General features: G+C 43.2%; 16 protein-coding genes, 1 pseudogene and 1 riboswitch. Of the genes and pseudogenes, 9 read left to right on the top strand and 8 right to left on the bottom strand.

Annotated elements, in window-relative coordinates:
• The first annotated feature begins 169 nt into the window (after window positions 1–169).
• Window positions 170–904, top strand: a complete 735-nt coding sequence (locus Q7C19_RS14505; RefSeq protein ID WP_375092367.1) for a metallophosphoesterase family protein — start codon at window positions 170–172, stop codon at window positions 902–904.
• A 36-nt stretch (window positions 905–940) separates the two neighbouring features.
• Here Q7C19_RS14505 and Q7C19_RS14500 read toward each other — a convergent pair whose 3' ends face one another.
• From Q7C19_RS14500 to Q7C19_RS14480, 5 genes and pseudogenes are all read right to left on the bottom strand, one after another.
• Window positions 941–1,222: a hypothetical protein gene (locus tag Q7C19_RS14500; protein WP_375092366.1), complete on the bottom strand. Its 282-nt coding sequence runs from the start codon at window positions 1,220–1,222 to the stop codon at window positions 941–943.
• A gap of 124 nt (window positions 1,223–1,346) precedes the next feature.
• Window positions 1,347–2,526, bottom strand: a pseudogene (locus Q7C19_RS14495) (IS3 family transposase).
• A 110-nt stretch (window positions 2,527–2,636) separates the two neighbouring features.
• A complete protein-coding gene (locus Q7C19_RS14490; RefSeq protein ID WP_035412451.1) occupies window positions 2,637–3,191 on the bottom strand; it encodes a TetR/AcrR family transcriptional regulator in 555 nt (184 codons plus the stop codon).
• Window positions 3,178–5,496, bottom strand: a complete 2,319-nt coding sequence (locus tag Q7C19_RS14485; RefSeq protein WP_290775335.1) for a YhgE/Pip domain-containing protein — start codon at window positions 5,494–5,496, stop codon at window positions 3,178–3,180. The genes Q7C19_RS14490 and Q7C19_RS14485 overlap by 14 nt, the downstream gene beginning before the upstream one ends.
• 149 nt (window positions 5,497–5,645) lie before the next feature.
• Window positions 5,646–6,611, bottom strand: coding sequence for a quinone oxidoreductase family protein (locus Q7C19_RS14480; protein WP_313490837.1), 966 nt, complete (start codon window positions 6,609–6,611; stop codon window positions 5,646–5,648).
• Between the two features lie 104 nt (window positions 6,612–6,715).
• Here Q7C19_RS14480 and yidD point away from each other — a divergent pair, with 104 nt between their 5' ends.
• On the top strand, window positions 6,716–7,000 hold the full coding sequence (gene yidD, locus Q7C19_RS14475) for a membrane protein insertion efficiency factor YidD (RefSeq protein ID WP_035412458.1): 285 nt from the start codon (window positions 6,716–6,718) through the stop codon (window positions 6,998–7,000).
• Window positions 7,001–7,107: 107 nt separating this feature from the next.
• Here yidD and Q7C19_RS14470 read toward each other — a convergent pair whose 3' ends face one another.
• Entirely contained in the window at window positions 7,108–7,497 is a 390-nt protein-coding gene (locus tag Q7C19_RS14470) for a tautomerase family protein (protein ID WP_056063504.1), read from the bottom strand.
• Between the two features lie 60 nt (window positions 7,498–7,557).
• Window positions 7,558–9,042, bottom strand: coding sequence for an aldehyde dehydrogenase family protein (locus Q7C19_RS14465; protein ID WP_081780441.1), 1,485 nt, complete (start codon window positions 9,040–9,042; stop codon window positions 7,558–7,560).
• Between the two features lie 279 nt (window positions 9,043–9,321).
• On the opposite strand from Q7C19_RS14465, the gene Q7C19_RS14460 reads away from it, so the two are divergent.
• From Q7C19_RS14460 to Q7C19_RS14440, 5 genes are all read left to right on the top strand, one after another.
• On the top strand, window positions 9,322–9,804 hold the full coding sequence (locus Q7C19_RS14460; RefSeq protein ID WP_035412760.1) for a DUF456 domain-containing protein: 483 nt from the start codon (window positions 9,322–9,324) through the stop codon (window positions 9,802–9,804).
• Window positions 9,805–9,996: 192 nt separating this feature from the next.
• Window positions 9,997–11,334, top strand: a complete 1,338-nt coding sequence (locus tag Q7C19_RS14455; RefSeq protein WP_056063508.1) for a hemolysin family protein — start codon at window positions 9,997–9,999, stop codon at window positions 11,332–11,334.
• A 176-nt stretch (window positions 11,335–11,510) separates the two neighbouring features.
• Window positions 11,511–11,945 carry an organic hydroperoxide resistance protein gene (locus Q7C19_RS14450; protein WP_035412467.1) on the top strand — a complete coding sequence of 145 codons (435 nt, stop codon included), beginning with the start codon at window positions 11,511–11,513 and terminating at the stop codon, window positions 11,943–11,945.
• Window positions 11,946–11,971: 26 nt separating this feature from the next.
• On the top strand, window positions 11,972–12,145 hold the full coding sequence (locus Q7C19_RS14445) for a hypothetical protein (RefSeq protein ID WP_197026247.1): 174 nt from the start codon (window positions 11,972–11,974) through the stop codon (window positions 12,143–12,145).
• 27 nt (window positions 12,146–12,172) lie between these two features.
• Window positions 12,173–12,685: a type 1 glutamine amidotransferase domain-containing protein gene (locus Q7C19_RS14440; RefSeq protein WP_035412470.1), complete on the top strand. Its 513-nt coding sequence runs from the start codon at window positions 12,173–12,175 to the stop codon at window positions 12,683–12,685.
• Window positions 12,686–12,732: 47 nt separating this feature from the next.
• Here Q7C19_RS14440 and mce read toward each other — a convergent pair whose 3' ends face one another.
• Complete coding sequence (gene mce / locus Q7C19_RS14435) at window positions 12,733–13,143, bottom strand: methylmalonyl-CoA epimerase (protein ID WP_313490003.1); 411 nt, start codon at window positions 13,141–13,143, stop codon at window positions 12,733–12,735.
• A gap of 264 nt (window positions 13,144–13,407) precedes the next feature.
• Between mce and Q7C19_RS14430 the strand changes: the two genes are divergently transcribed.
• Both Q7C19_RS14430 and Q7C19_RS14425 read left to right on the top strand, forming a co-directional pair.
• Window positions 13,408–14,868 carry a murein hydrolase activator EnvC family protein gene (locus tag Q7C19_RS14430; RefSeq protein WP_290754057.1) on the top strand — a complete coding sequence of 487 codons (1,461 nt, stop codon included), beginning with the start codon at window positions 13,408–13,410 and terminating at the stop codon, window positions 14,866–14,868.
• A gap of 202 nt (window positions 14,869–15,070) precedes the next feature.
• Complete coding sequence (locus Q7C19_RS14425; RefSeq protein ID WP_035412479.1) at window positions 15,071–16,348, top strand: murein hydrolase activator EnvC family protein; 1,278 nt, start codon at window positions 15,071–15,073, stop codon at window positions 16,346–16,348.
• A gap of 64 nt (window positions 16,349–16,412) precedes the next feature.
• Window positions 16,413–16,523, top strand: a riboswitch (TPP riboswitch).
• Window positions 16,524–16,635 lie beyond the last annotated feature (112 nt).

Below are 16,635 nucleotides of genomic sequence, written 5' to 3'. Positions count from 1 at the left end.
CTGTTGCGTCGGAATCATTCAATCGTGCCCCTCTCTGTGAATTTTTCTAAGCCTAACATGCTTCTGATCAATAATCAATATTTTCTGACAATTTATTTTTTCTCTAAATCTAATAGGAATTCACGCTATCATCGGGAAATCCTAATGTACTAACAATGGAGGCGTTTACATGAAAGTAATGATTTTTGCAGATATTCACGGGAATGCTTCAGCATTGCGTGCCGTGTTGTCCTATCTCGATCAGTCTTCAGACATCGATGCTATATATTGCCTCGGTGATCTCGTCGGTATCGGACCTGAACATAATGAGGTCATCAATTTGTTAAGGCAGCGACCTGATATTCAGACGATTTCAGGAAACCATGATGAATGCGTCCTTGCTTTGATTCATGGGGATGTCTATCCCGCTAGTTACCAACATGCGAAAGAGCATCACCAATGGATTGCAGATTCATTGACGCAGGAGAATCAGAGTTATTTGGAGCGTTTACCGCGTGTATTGAATGTCACCCATCAGGAACAAACGATGTATCTGACACATTATGCCTATGCCGATCAGACGAAAAAAATCGGTGAGGAGCCCTTAAAGCCAGCAGTGGATGGAACGAAAGAAAACTTACCCGTCCTTTTTTCCGGAAATGAGGCGCGAATCATTGGCTTTGGTCACCACCATCCAGCACAACAAGTTGAGACGGATCAAACGCTGTACATCAACCCTGGAGCGATCGGGTGTCAGGAAACAGCTCTTGCCCCAGTAGCAATCCTCACTTTAGAAAAAGGACAAGTTCGTTCGGAAATCCTGACGATTCCTTACGATGACCGCCCATTTCTAAATGTACTCAATACAACAGAAATGCCGGAACGTGAATTGATGCGACGTCTCTTCTTCGGAAATAGATCATGAAAAAAACCTTCATGAATAGATCATGAAGGAAGTCGATCATGCAGACAGTTTCGTCATGATTGAGACGAGGCAGACGATAATCAGTAACAGGATACCGATATTTCGTTTCAACGAGTGGCGTGACCAGTAGAAGAATAGTGCAAGTACAGGGGCCACGAAAAAGGCAAGAACAAGACTGATCAGTGTTGCAAGAAATAAAACAAATATCCAGAGCTTGCTCGTTGTCCGGTAAACCTGCCACATGTCGTAAAGCGACATAAGTGTATAAGCGAGTAATACAAAGATGATTCCGGTCGATAAACTCAAAACGATCATCACTCCATTCCTTTTTTAGTATAAGGGAAGGAGCAAAGATGACTATATGTCTTGCAGGAAAAAACGTGACGAATCGATGAACGTATAGACTGACCTAGCACTATGAGACACATATAAAACACCTTGATTAGGCTGCCAGTACACCGTATCTTTTCGGTGTCAGGTAGCCTAATTTTTCTTGGATTCGTTCTTCGTTATAGTAGTTTAAGTAATTAATAACGCGTTCAGAGACCTCATGGTCTCTTAGCGAGTTAAATTTGACGTACTGGAACTCCTCGGACTTTAAATTAGAGTGGAACGATTCAATAACTGCGTTGTCCCAACAGTTTCCTCTACGAGACATGCTACTTATTAGGTGATTGCTCTTAACGAATTCTTGAAAGGCATATGACGTATAGACACTGCCTTGGTCCGAATGAAGGATGACCCCTTCGGGATAGTTTCGGTTCTCAAGCGCTATCTTCAACGTATCGATCACAAGAGGCATTTGTTGATGCTCGTATAACTTGTAGGCGATGATTTCGTTATTGAATAAGTCCATGATAGTTGAAAGATATTTCGTCGTGCTGCCGTATTGGATATAGGTGATATCCGTCACCCACTTCTGATTCGGTTTACTTGCTGTGAAGTCGCGCTTGATGAGATCCGGTGCCGTTACGATGCGCTCACCTTGAGACTTCCATCTTCGTTTCAGCTTGATCCGGCATTGGAGATGGTGTTTTTGCATGATTTTCTGTACGGTATTCCGATTGGCTTTCAACTGATAAATTTGCTGTAATAATGCCTTTATTTTTCGATGTCCGTTCCGATACTTCGTCTGCTTACTTAGTCCAATGATGCTTTTTCGAGCACCGAGGGTGCTTTCACAGATTCCTTAATCCAACGGTAATAGTTTGCTCTCGGTACATTCAAAACGCTAAGAATAGCGGTGATTGTATACTTCCCCGAAGAAACTCTACAATTTTTATGACTACTTCTTTCTCAACTCTCTTTCGATCTCCATGTACTTTTTTAAGATTTCGTTTTCCATCTTCAATTTCGTTTTCCATCTTCAGATGAGACATTTGTCGTTCTCTCTTATCATCCTCACTTGCAGAATCTGGACCATGTCCATAGGTATATTGTTTTCCAATCGGCTGATCAAATCGATAATGTTCGTTAGCGCGATACCATCTCATCCATGTTTTAATTTGAGATTCATTTTTGATTCCGTACTTCTCCATAATCTCTTTCGTCGTTAACTTACCACTCAGCTTATCTTTTACTACTGCCCATTTCACTTCACTTGAATATACGTTTTTGCCCATGCAAAAACACCTCCGATGTTAGTACTTTTTAAAAGTGTACCACTCCGAAGGTGTTTTATATTGTCTCAAAATTTTAGGTTAGCCCAATCCATTGATCAGCGGTTTTTTATTCACAGAACGCGCAACATGGCACGTCGAATCGTATCGAGTTCAAGTGGACGCGCAATCGATGGCCATTCGGCGATCAACGCGATATACGTTCGAAAGATCAGGAAGGCCGTGACATCGACCGGTATGTCGCGATCGTCTTGACCAAGACGAGTCTCAAGTAATGTCTTGATATATTCGACGACATGTCGTTCAATCCGCATCCGTAATTCCTGCATCTCTTGTAATTTTAAGTTGCGTGTTTCTTCGATGATTTGAAGAATGAATAAGTGTTGTTGCTGATGATAGACGATGGCGTCGATCATTGCTTGTTTATTTTCTTCTACGGTCGCCTGTTCGACGTAAGCGCGTTCTGCTTCTTCTTTCATCTCTTGCAACACACGTGTTACGAGTGATTCAAACAGATTGAGTTTACTTTCGAACAATTGATAGACGGTTGGTTTTCCGACATGAGCGCGTCGGGCGACACGCTCGATCGTCGTTCCCTTATAACCGAGTTCTGAAAAGCAAGCCATTGCTGAGTCGAGTATCAAAGTTTCTTTATCAGACTGTGTCATGTTGTTTTCGTCTCGCTTTCGTTGAGAGTAGAATCCGTTTGGCTCCGAGCCCTCCAACGAAGCTGATGATTAATGCGACGACTAATATGATCGCAAGGACTTGACTATTGGATACGAGGGCATCCGTCACACCGAGTCCAAGCGCTTCGCGGAATCCACCGACCGAATATGTCATCGGTAAGAAAGCGTGAATCGCTTGGAAGAACCCTGGCGTCATTTCGACAGGGAACGTTCCACCACTACCACCGATTTGAAGAAGGAGTAGTAAGAAGGCAAGGAACTGTCCGACGCGACCGAGTAGCATCGCGAGCGTGAATAGAATGGTAATGAACGTCATACCTGTCAAGGCAGCGAATCCATAGAGCGCAGGGACACTCGCGACATCAGCATCCAGCACATAGACGATGGCTGTGGCCGCTGCGACACCTTGTAATGCGCCAATCGGTAAGATAAGTGATAATTTACCGACGAGGAAGCGCCATGTCAGACTCTCACCATGTTCGGGACGAATCTGATAGACCGAAGAGAACATCAAGGCACCTGCGAACAAGGCAATACTAAGGATATAAGCTGATAAACCAGAACCGTAATTGTTGACAGTCGAATAGTCATGTTCTTTTAAGACGACGGGTTCTGCTAGCATATTATCCCGCTCTTTTGTCGGCTTGACCGTCGCGTCTTTAGCTCCTTTGCTGAGCTCATCCTTCAGTGTTTTAGCTCCATCTTCAAGTTTCGTGTTGGCATCCGCGATTTTTGAAGCACCCTCGGTCGTTTTGCCGATACCATCTGTAATCGTAGAAGAACCAGATGCCAATTGTCCTAATCCGTTATTCAACGCGCTAGCCCCAGCTTGAAGTTGATGTGTACCATCTGACAGTTGGTTCGCGCCGTCAGCTAGTTGGGCACCGCCTGTTGCGGCTTTATGCACACCCGCAGTATACTGACCGAGTTTTTCATTGAACGTCTGTTGTCCACTAGCTAATTGTTGTGCGCCAGACTCGACTTGTTTCGCACCATCGACGAGCTTCAATTGTCCAGCGTTTAGTTGCGATACAGCAGACTGGACTTGCTGACCACCTGCGGCGAGTTGACCGATTTTCTTCGTTGCTTCTGTTGCTTGAGCAAGACTCTGATCAATTGCACCTTCTTGGGCAGCAAGACTTTGAATATTTTCTTCTAATGAACCAATAGAACCGAGTAATGTTTGTTTTTCTTCATCTGATAACTGTTCAGAAGCAGAAATAACTTCTTTTAGTTGAGCGACGTTTGCTTCAAGTGCTTCGCGACGGGCCCGTAAGTCCTGTTTCGCCTGTTCAGCATCTTGATTGAGTTGTGTTAAAAAGGCATTCGCAGCTTGTGCTTTTTCATCCAGTTGATTTAATCCGTCCGTCAACTGAGGAATTTTTTCATTAAGCTGAGCAGTACCCGCAGCCAGTTGTTCTGCCCCTTGGCGTACCTGTGTTGAGCCACCACTGAGTTTTGTTGCGCCTTCTTGAAGTTGCGCGGCACCTGCCTGTAACTTGCCACCGTTTTCATCGAGTGTGTTCAATCCAGAAGATAGCTCACCCGTTTTTTGAGCGAAGAGGGTGGTTTTTTCGTCGAGTGTCGTGACACCATCACTCAGTTTTTTAGAACCTTGATTTGCTTCCCCGAGTTTTTCGGACAGTGTCAGACTGCCATCTGCGAGTTTTCCAAGATTTGTTGCTAGTGTTCTAGCGCCATCCGCTGTTTTATGGTTACCGTCCTCGAGTTTAGAGGAACCGTCCGACGCTTTTTCCATTCCGTTTGCGATTTTCTTTAACGCACCGAATATAGCACTACTATATTGTTTCGTAACGGATTTTCGGATTTTTTCGTTTAACTGTTTTGCGGCAGTACTCGAAATTTGTGTTCCCGAGTAGTTTTTCGCTGGATTCAAGTAATATTCTAACTCAATCTTCTTCGGGTGATCATCGAGTAGTGTCGTTGCATTTTTAGAAAAATTCTTTGGAATGACGACTGTCATGTAGACTTTTCCGTCACGCAATTCTTTCTCTGCCTTATCCTGAGACAAGAACTGCCAATCAAAATCATCATTTTTTTTGAGTTTATCGACGAATTGATCCCCGATGTCGACTTTCTCTCCTTTAAACTTTGTCGCCTGATCTTCGTTGACGATAGCTACCTTAATATCTTCTGTACGACCGTACGGGTCCCAGAATGCAGATAAGAAGATGGAGTTGTAAAGAAACGGTACGAGGATGAGGGCGAGAATAACGACGATCATCATCGGACTCTTCAATTTCTTCCATTCTGAGCGAAACATAAATACAAATCCCCTTTCTAAAACTCAAAACTAATTTGAGTTTTAGGTTTTGATGAGATTTACTTTACTCTCTTCATTATAAAAAATCAATCGATAATTCCAATTTCACACAAAAAAACGACTCACGGAGAGTCGTCTCTAGAAAATGATTAAGGAATTAACAGTAACTTTCCTGTACTACGTCGGCTTTCTAAAAAGTCATGCGCTGCTTTTCCATCAGATAAAGCAAAAATTGTCGGAGAGGGCAGGTTAAGGTGACTAGATAAAATCCAATCAAACAGCTCACCCGATCTGCGGATGCGTTCCTCAGAAGACGTTAACACATTCCAAAGGTCGCCACCTGTTAATGTTTTGGACGTATCCATTAAAAAGCGTGGATCGACAGGTGCGGGATCACCGCCTGCCATACCATAGAAGACGACGGTCCCATGTACTTTCGTTACATGGAAACTGTCCATTAGCGTAGAACCGATAGACTCATAAACGACATCGACCCCTCTACCAGAAGTTTGTGTAAGCACTTGCTCGACCCAGTTCTCTGAGTACAAATAGACAGACTCACAACCGGCAGTTTTTGCGATCTGTGCCTTATCGGGAGAAGAAGTTAAGCCAATCGGAGTTGCACCAAGTAAACGAATGAGTTGTGTCAGTAATTGCCCCACGCCACCGGCAGCAGCGTGAACTAAGACGGTATCTCCTGGTTGAACGTGATAACTGTCGCGAGTCAAATAATGTGCCGTCAATCCTTGTAATAAGACAGAAGCTGCTGTTTCGTATGAGATACCGTCAGGAAGCGGAATCAATTTATCAACGGGTGCCGCCACGTACTCAGCGTTCGCAAGCGGAACGTCCGCAAAAGCAATCCGTTGACCTACATGGAACGTTGAAACGGCTGCACCGATTGCGGTGATGACTCCTGCTCCTTCGTAACCTAAAATATAGGGAGGCTGTCCTTCTAAATGATAGTTTCCTTTTCGACGATAAATATCTGCAAAATTCAGACCGATCGCTTTCATTTCAATCAGAACTTCCTGTTCGCTGATTGTTGGCGTTGGCACGTCTTCGAAGCGTAATACATCAGAACCTCCGAATTCGTGGAATGTTAATGCCTTCATCTCAACACATCCTTCTTTTAAATCTGCTTATAGTATAAAGCAGAACATCTGAAAATGATGGACAGATGCGTTACACTAGAAAAAAAGAAGAAAGAAGGGACGTTATGAAACGTGTCTTAATGGGAGGCATTCGCTTTTATCAAAAAGTCATTTCTCCCATGAAACCAGCCACATGTCGATTCTATCCGACGTGTTCCCATTACGGGATGGAGGCAATTGAACGTCATGGTGCAGTAAAAGGGAGTTATTTGACGACACGCCGTTTGCTCCGTTGCCAACCGTTTCATCCAGGAGGTCTCGATTTCGTTCCAGAACCTGATCAGTTTAGTTGGAAAGCGCCGTTACAGCGAGAAAATCCCCGTGAGAAGGTCGAAGTCACTGTGGAATAAGTCATGTTAGGGTTTATGTTAATAGTTTAATGAATGAAGAAAAAGGGGGGTGTGTTACCGGAAATCATCGGTAACACCCCCCTTTAATTGTTTCATTTGTTGAACGCTCATAGTTTACCTGTTAAAAACTGTGCTTCACCGAGACCGAAACTCCAGTCCGCCGCATCATTTTCGACGATTGAAACCATTAAATCAGTCGGAGCAAGTCCACAATTTGCTTCTAATCGTTCAGCGAGCAATTGATAGAGACGTTGCTTCTTCTCTTTCGTCCGCGTTTTACTTGTCACACTGATAAGGACGATATCTTTACTCCGCTTAAAACCAAGACCTGTATCTTGAATGACCATTTCGTGGGCTTTGTGTGTATGCACGATTTGATACCGATCACGTTCCGGTACGTCGAATGCTTCGACCATCGCGTCATGTGCAGTGTTGAGTAACACGTTCAACTCTTCTTCAGAACGTCCTTCAATGACGTCGAATCGTAATAATGGCATAACCGTTCAGCTCCTTTTTTAAGTATGTAGAGCAGGGAAGAGTTCCCTGCTCTCGATTATTTATTCAAAGAATGGTTTGTATTGGCGGCGATCATGCATGACGGACAACCATTGTACAGTTGAGAATTCTTCAAGTACCCATTCACCGTTAAAGCGACCAAGTCCTGAATCTTTTTCACCACCAAATGGCATATGTGGCTCATCGTTGACCGATTGGTCGTTGATGTGAATCATACCTGTCTCGACTTCCAGTGCAAAAGCGGTCGCACGTTCAATAGATGAACCGTGCACTGCACCACTCAATCCGTATGGAAGAGAGTTTGCGATTTCAAGTGCCTCTTCATCTGTATCGAATGGGATGATGACTGCAACTGGTCCAAAGATTTCATTTTTAGCAAGCGGCATATCGTTCGTGACGCCTGTGACGACAGTTGGCGCAATGACGTTGTCTTTTGCTTCTCCACCTACACGAACGGTTGCACCGGCAGCTTTTGTTTTTTCAAGATCTTCAAGGATGCGTTCGACTTGTGATTGATTGATGAGTGGTCCGACTTGTGTCCGGTCATGTGATGGATCACCATACTGTAATTCTTTCACACGAGCAACGTATTTTTCGACGAACTCATCATGAATCGAAGAAGCGACAAGAATTCGGTTCGTCGACATACAGATTTGACCTTGATGATAGAACTTGCTGTAGACAGCAGATTCAACCGCACGATCGAGATCAGCATCATCAAGTACGACGAAGACGTTGTTTCCGCCAAGTTCAAGCGCTGTTTTCTTCAGGTGTTTACCGGCAAGTTCTCCGATGTGGCGACCGACTTCAGTTGATCCTGTAAAGGAAATCAAGCGTGGGACAGGGTGTTCGACGATGGCGTCACCGATTTCTGAACCACGACCGACGATAACATTTAAAACACCTTTTGGTAATCCAGCTTTTTCAAACAGGCTAGCGAAAATTAAACCGCCTGAGACAGGTGTGTCTGTTGCCGGTTTAACGACGACTGCATTCCCAATAGCGATAGCAGTAGCGATCGACCGCACAGCTAAGTGGAACGGGAAGTTCCATGGACTGATGACACCGATGACGCCAAGTGCTTTACGATAGATTCGGTTTTCTTTGCCTGGTACGACCGATGGACGAATTTCACCGTGCATCCGTAATGGGAAGGTAGCAGCTTCTTTTACGATCAAGACTGAGGCGAGGAATTCACCTTCCGCTTTAATACGTGTACTTCCTGACTCTTTGATTAGCCAATCGATGATAGTCTCTTTTTCTTCGTACAACACCTTCAGGAAGTTTTCGATGAGACCTTGGCGTTTTAAGGCAGGAACTTTCGCCCAGTCTTTTTGAGCAACTTGAGCCGCTTCATACGCATCATCTAAATCTTGTTGGTTCGCGGCAGAGATCGTAAAGAGCTCTTCTCCAGTGAATGGATTTGTGTTCGTCATGTTGCTGTCACTTGCGCCTGTGCGCCACTGACCGTCAATATAAATCTTCGTAAAATCCGTATGCAATGTAGCTTCGTTTTGTTGAGCCATCTCATTTCATCCTCCATTCGTTATTATAACAATTAAGTTATTCACGTTATGAAAAGAAGTAAAACACATCCATACACTTCTACCAAACATATTGCTCAAAATCAGTCAGTCAAGCGGGTTTTAAAGAACTTTAAACCAGGAATTTAACCAATATAATGCTATAAAAATGAGTGGGATCGTTCTTTTTTAGAAGGACGATTGAAACAAGCGCTTGATGAAACCTTTGCCTCTTCACGTTCGTAATAAAAGCAAGAACTTTAGAAGAAGGGAGGGATGGAAGTGACAATTTTATTATGGAGTCTAATCGTCGTGTGTTTTCTCGTCGCTTTTGCAGGACTCGTATATCCGATCATCCCAAGTGCGCCGATTTTAGTAGTAGGCTTTTTGATTTATGGATTCGGATTCGGTTTCTCTGAATTATCAATTAGTTTTTGGGTGATTCAAGCGATTTTCATCATTCTCTTGTTCACACTGGATTATCTCGTCAGCGCCTACACTGTTGATCGACGGGGAGGATCTCAAGCGGCTAAAATCGCGACGACAGTGGGATTGATTGCTGGACCGTTTATTTTACCAGGAATCGGACTATTGATTTTCCCGTTCGTCTTTGCCATCTTGACGGAAAAAATCATTAGTAAAAAAACATGGCAAACAGCCGTTTCAGTAGGGATCGGTACGGTTCTTGGTATCTTATCAAGTGCGTTGTTAAAGGGAATCGCGATGTTGCTCATGATTGTAATCTTCATCCTATACGTGGTCTGACCGATTGAAATCGTGTCTTCAAGTACACATTTTGCAAAAGTTCCGTTATAGTATGAATATGAAAAAGTAAGGAAGCTTTGAAAGAATAAAGCTTCTTTTTGCTGTAAACGACCAGATGCCTTTGCATCTGGCTTTATATTAATGGAGGTGAATCCCCTTTCTTCGGGGAAACGATTGGACAGTACACACTCAATGGAGACATTCGACACGACGACGATCATTATTCGACTACTCGTCATTGCACTACTCATCATTTTAACCGCTTTTTTTGTTGCCGCCGAATTTTCGGTCGTCAAAATGCGAATGTCTCGAATCGATCAGTTGATTACAGAAGGAAGCAAGACTGCGAAAGTAGCGAAAAGGCTGCTTGAGAATTTGGATTATTATTTATCAGCCTGTCAACTTGGAATTACCGTGACAGCGCTTGGTCTCGGGTGGTTAGGAGAATCGACGGTAGGTGCGATTCTCAGTATGTTGTTCGAAGAAATCGACATCCCAAACTCCGTTTCGACGATCATTTCGTTCGTCCTTGCATTCTCAATTGTAACGTTTCTTCATGTCGTGCTTGGAGAACTAGCTCCTAAGTCCTTGGCTATTCAAAAGACGGAAGCCATCACGATGTTACTCGCACCACCGCTTTATTGGTTCGGTAAGGTCATGAAACCTTTCATTTGGACATTGAACGGTTCAGCCCGGGTCATTCTTCGTTTGTTTGGTGTTGAACCTGCTGGTCACGAAGAAGTTCACTCGGAAGAAGAAATTAAAATCATCATGACGCAGAGTTACAAGAGTGGAGAAATCAACCAGACCGAACTTTCCTACATGCAAAATATCTTCTCGTTCGATGAGCGGATCGCGAAAGACATCATGTTACCGCGGACAGATTTAATCACGATTTCGAACGATGCATCGATGGAGGACATTATTCGTCTCGTTGAAGAGTATCAGTTCACACGTTATCCGGTAGCGGAAGAAGGAGATAAGGATAAAATACTTGGCTTCATCAATGCAAAACAATTATTTACGGACCATATGGCGAACAAAGGGAAAGCATTAAGTTATTACATCCATAACTTGCCGATCGTATCCGAGTATTCACCGCTTCAAGACGCGATGCTGAAGATGCAAGTGGAACGGACGCCAATGGCACTCGTCATTGATGAATACGGAGGGACAGCTGGTGTCATCACGATGGAAGACATATTGGAGGAAATCGTCGGAGAAATCCGAGACGAATTCGATAAAGATGAGAAAGCGGATATCGAACAGATTCATGAGCGATTATACCGGATTTCAGGTCGTGTCTTAATTGATGACTTAAATGAACGCTTTAACCTAGGTATTGAAGAAGAAGATATTGATACGATTGGTGGTTGGGTCATGGCACAGGATACAGAAGTATCAAGTGGTCAAGAATTCCGCTATCAAGCGTATACGATCAAGGTCATGGAAGTCGATAACCACCAAGTGAAGTCGATTTATCTTCAATTGCCTGATCAAGAAGAAGTTGCAACAGAGGATATCGGATAAAATAGCAAAATCAAAAGACGATGGACATTAAGTTCATCGTCTTTTTTCGTTATTGAAAGAATGGCAGGGTAAAGGGATTGAACACTCCTTGTGTTTATCTCCGCCAGTGACGGGTATTACTGTTTATGTGGCAAAAAAGTCTTTTTTTAATTCAACAGGAAAAGGGGTTTTCTATCATGTCAAACGTCATTCTTACTTCACGCGCATCTGCAGTCGGTGGTCGCGACGGGAAAGTCGCTTCAGATGATAACGTCATTAATCTTGATTTAGTCATGCCTGGAACAAAAGGCAAAGAAGACATTCCGACATCAAACCCGGAACAGTTATTCGCAGCAGGATATGCCGCTTGTTTTGATGGTGCCTACAATTTGATGGCGCGCCAAGCGAAAAAACGAGTCGAGACGCGGACGAATTCAGAAGTCAGCCTCTTACAGGACGAAGCGGATAACGGTGTGAAAATTGCGGCGAAACTTGTCGTCGAAGTCGTTGGGGTATCGCAAGAAGAAGCAGAAGAACTACTTGAGAAGACACACAATTTCTGCCCGTATTCAAAAGCGACTCGTGGCAACATCGATGTTGACCTTTCTGTTAAAGTCGTCGATTCGTTATAAGAATACATCCTTAAGGAGGGTTTTCGATGGCACCAAAAGAAACCGATCGTCCAAATGAAAAATTGGAAGATGAACGGGATCGTCTGTCTGATAAAGAACGGAAACTGACAGAGGAGCAGCAAAAGGAAATCCTAAAAGGGAAAAACGAGATGCCAGATGATCCGGTTTCTCCACGAGATCGCGGAGAAGATCCGATTTAAATTCAAATAACTTGGGAGATGAATCACATGTCTAAAAAAGTAGCAGTCGTACTCGCCGATCATTTTGAAGATGTAGAATTCACTGGACCGGTTGATGCGTTAAAAGAAGCGGGGCACGACATTACTGTCATTGGTGCCAAAAAAGGTGCAGAGCTTGTTGGTAAACAGGAAGATGCAAAAGTAACCGTTGATCTCTCAATTGATGAGACATCGGCGGCAGACTATGATGCCCTTTTGATACCAGGTGGATTTTCACCAGATTTACTACGCGAAGATGAGCGTTTCGTCTCATTCGTCGAAGAATTTGATATGTCAAAAAAACCGATCTTCTCGATCTGTCATGGACCTCAGTTGATGATTAACGCCAAAATCGTTAAAGGAAGAAAAATGACAGGTTATAAATCAATTCGCATCGACCTAGAAAATGCTGGAGTAGATTTCGCGGACGAAGAAGTCGTCGTTGATGATAATTTTATCTCAAGTCGACAACCGGATGACATTCCTGCATTCAATCGAGAAATCGTTGCAAAACTCGGCTAATCGTATAAAACAAAAATCAGCACTGCGTTGTCGCAGTGCTGATTTTTTTATGAGTTCTCTGGATAATCACAGAGTTCCGTGATAACCCCATGTGAATGACGAGGGTTCATATAAATCAGTCGTCGTCCAAACGGCGTCGTTCGATACGTATCTTCTAAAAATGTTAAGCCTTGTTGTTTTGCTTCGGCAATTGCTTGATCTAAATCATCAACACGGTAGGCAATGTGATGGACTCCTTTTCCACGTTGTTTTAAAAAACGAGCGATTGGACTATCCTGGCTAGTTGGTGTCAACAGCTCGATATGCGCATCATCGAACTCGATGACGGCGATGTTGGAAGCGACACCAGGTGCGGGGTTTGAGTACTCTTTTGTTAATGTTCCACCAAGTACTTTTGTATAAAATGAGATTGCTTCTTGCATATTGCGAACGGCGATGCCGGTATGATCTAGTTTCATCTGATGTTTCCCTCCATTCGCTTCAGTTTCCCAAAAATGAATCAAAGTTGCAATGGGAAGCTGTTTTCCATCATTTTCTATTACATAGAAGAGGAACAATTTATTTAAAATGAAATATCACTGAAATATTATGGAAGAGGAATGAATGCTATAATCAAAAACGTTCCTATAAATAAGAAAAACTATTATAGAATTTAATTTTAACGTAACTGTTATTCCATATAATGCATCGACATACTACTAGAGAAAAAGAGGGAATACTACATGAAAAAAACGTTCGCGTCGCTCATCGTTTCCGCACTAGTTCTTTCATCAGCACCTCATTTTGCAGCAGCTGACGATTTAAGTGAACAGAAAGCTAAAAACGAACAACAGCAACAAGACAATGCTAAAAAACAAAAAAACTTAGAGTCTTCCGTTAATCAGGAGGGTCAAAAAATTTCTAAGACGCAACAAGAAGTCAATCGATTAGACGAAGCCTTGAATGAAAAGATCTTTGCTGTCGAAACGAAAGATCGTCAAATTAAGGCGACGGAACGAGAAATCGTTCAACTTGGAAAAGAAATCGAAAAGTATAAAGCGAAATTAAAACGCCAAGAAAAACTACTTGGGGATCGTCTTCGTGTCATGCAAGAAAATGACGGGAACTCGATTAAATGGGAAGAAGTCATTTTTGGGGCAAAAAACGTCGGTGACCTCGTTAGCCGTGTCATGGCCGGAAAATCGATTTCAAAGCAAGATGATAAAATGATCACGGATTATCAAAATACGCAAAAGCAATTAGCGGATGCACAACAAGAAGTGAAAGACAAGAAAGCACAATTGGTTGTTGAAAAGCAAGAATTGAAACGCCAACAAGCAGAACTTGAATCGCAATTAAAAGAGCGAAACAAACGCTTAAAAGAATTACGTAAGAAAAAAGAGAAATTTGAAACACAATTGATGGATGCAAAAGAAGTCCAGCAAATTCTGATTGCTCAAGAAAAAGCGATTGCAGCTGAAAAGGCAGCACGTGAACGTGAAGCACGTATCGAAAAAGAGCGTCAAGCTCAAGCAGCACGTGAAGCAAAAGCGCGAGCAGAAGCTGAAGCAGCTCAAGCAGCGGCTCAAAAAGAAGCTGAGCAACAAGCAGCTAAAGAAGCAGCGGCTCAGCAGGCAGCACAAGAGAAAGCGTCGCAAGCCGCGAAACCTTCTGGTTCGACGAAACAATCGACTCCAAAAGCATCTACACCTGCGCCAGCACCAGCTGCGCCAGCACCAGCTGCGCCAACACCGTCAGCACCTGCGACACCTAAACCGTCACCATCATCCGGTGGTCTGTTCATCCATCCAACGGTTGGGGCTGTCACGCAAGGCTATGGCTCAGCAGGTGGAGAAAACGGTTATACGTTCCATAACGGGATCGACTTTGGTGGTCCGGTTGGAACTCCAATCGTTGCAGCTGCAACAGGAACAGTCATTACAGCATCAGGTGGTGGTCCTTACGGAAACCACATCATGATTGCTCACCAATTAAACGGTAAAACGTACACAACATTGTATGCTCATATGAGCGCACTCAATGCTCACGCAGGTCAACGCGTCAGTCAAGGTGAACAAATCGGTTTACGTGGAAGTACTGGGAATTCAACTGGTCCACACTTACACTTTGAAATCCACGTCGGTGGATACAGCTATAGTGCAACTGGTCCAGCTAGCTCAGTGAACCCAATGACGATGTTTTAAACAGTAAAGAATCGTTGCTTATGCAGCGGTTCTTTTTTTGCGATTTTCAAAAAATAAATGATTATATTACAAAAAAACGTTTTCATTTGAAATGTAAATGAAATTTTTTTGAAACGATTAGGGTGCTATAATCTATTTCAGATATGAGAGAAACTTGAATACTATAATAAAATATGAAAAACATAAGTGAGGAAAACGATATATGCTAAAAAAACTAATTTCTACCATTGTTTTAGGAGCATTACTTATAACAGGAACACAACCAATTGCAGCAGCAACGATCAAAGAAAAAAAGGCTGAAAATGCCGCAGAACAACGTAAATTAGAAAAAGCAATTAAAAAACAAGAGTCGAAAATTTCGAAAGAACAACGTCAAATCAATCGAATCGATGCAGCGATCAACGAAAAGATTTTTCAGATTTCCGAAAAAAATAAACAAATCGAGAAATTGAATTTGCGAATCGATGAATTAAAAGCAGACATCGTTCGCTACGAAGAGATGTTGAAAAAACAAGAAGAACTACTCGGTGATCGTCTACGTGTCTTCCAAGAAAACGATGGAAACTCAATCAAATGGGAAGAAGTCATTTTTGGATCGAAGGATTTAGGTGATTTATTTAGTCGTGTCATGGCAGGGAAAAAAATCGCGGAGCAAGATGATAAAATGATTTCGGATTACATCGCAACCCAACAAAAGCTAGCGGAAGCAAAACAAGCGCTCGTTGAAAAAAAGGCGGAGCAGGTTGAAGAGAAGAAAACATTAATCGAACAAAAAAAAGCGTTGAAAGTTCAAATGAAAGAACGCAGTGCTACGCTTAAAAAATTACGAAAAGGTAAGACGAAGTTTACGACAGAACTTCTAGACGCGAAAGAACTACAAGCCACACTTGAAGCTCAAGAACGTGCGATTGCGGCAGCGAAGGCAGCAGCTAAAGCAGCGGCTGAAAGAGCAGCAGCCGAGAAAGCAGCAGCTGAAAAAGCCGCTAAAGCGAATGCTCAAGCAGCAAAACAAGCAGGTAAGAGTTCAGAATCACCTACTTCAGTTGCCCCACCCGTTGTTTCGAGCGGTGGGAAATTCGTTCGTCCATCTTCTGGTGGCGTATCACAAGGGTTTGGACCAGCAAGCGGTGCGAACGGCTATACGTTCCATAATGGTGTCGATTTCAGTGGTTCGGTCGGCTCACCAATCGTCGCAGCAGCAGCTGGAACGGTCATTACAGCTTCAGGTGGTGGGCCTTATGGAAATCACGTCATGATTTCTCACTTCCTTGACGGGAAAGTCTATACGACAGTCTACGCTCATATGAGTTCATTATCTGTTCATGCAGGACAAACAGTTTCTCAAGGTCAGCAAGTTGGAACACTTGGTAGTACTGGGAATTCAACAGGACCACACTTGCATTTCGAACTACATGTCGGAGGCTATCAGTACAGTGCCTCTTCTCCTCTGAATGCAGTTAATCCATTAGCATACCTATAATTCAAAACGAGCTTCGGCTCGTTTTTTTCTTGCCGCTATGCTACAGTTAAGGCGAAATGAATACTTGAGCAACTAGGGGAGCTGGAGGAATCCGGCTGAGAGGAAAACCAATCTGTTTTCGACCCTATTACCTGAACTGGATAATACCAGCGTAGGAAAGTTGAGCCGAACGAATACCGAAATGGTTGGATAACGATTTCGTATAGCGTCGACTGCTTTTTTACAGCGGTCGACGCTTTTTTTTGTCGGTAACAACTCCCTTACATTGCTCGATGGAAAGGTGAGAA

The sequence above is a fragment of the Exiguobacterium sp. PHA03 genome, from assembly GCF_041945985.1.
GTDB lineage: Bacteria > Bacillota > Bacilli > Exiguobacteriales > Exiguobacteriaceae > Exiguobacterium_A.
Note: the sequence above shows the minus strand (reverse complement) of the source record. Positions and strands in the feature narration are given on the sequence as shown.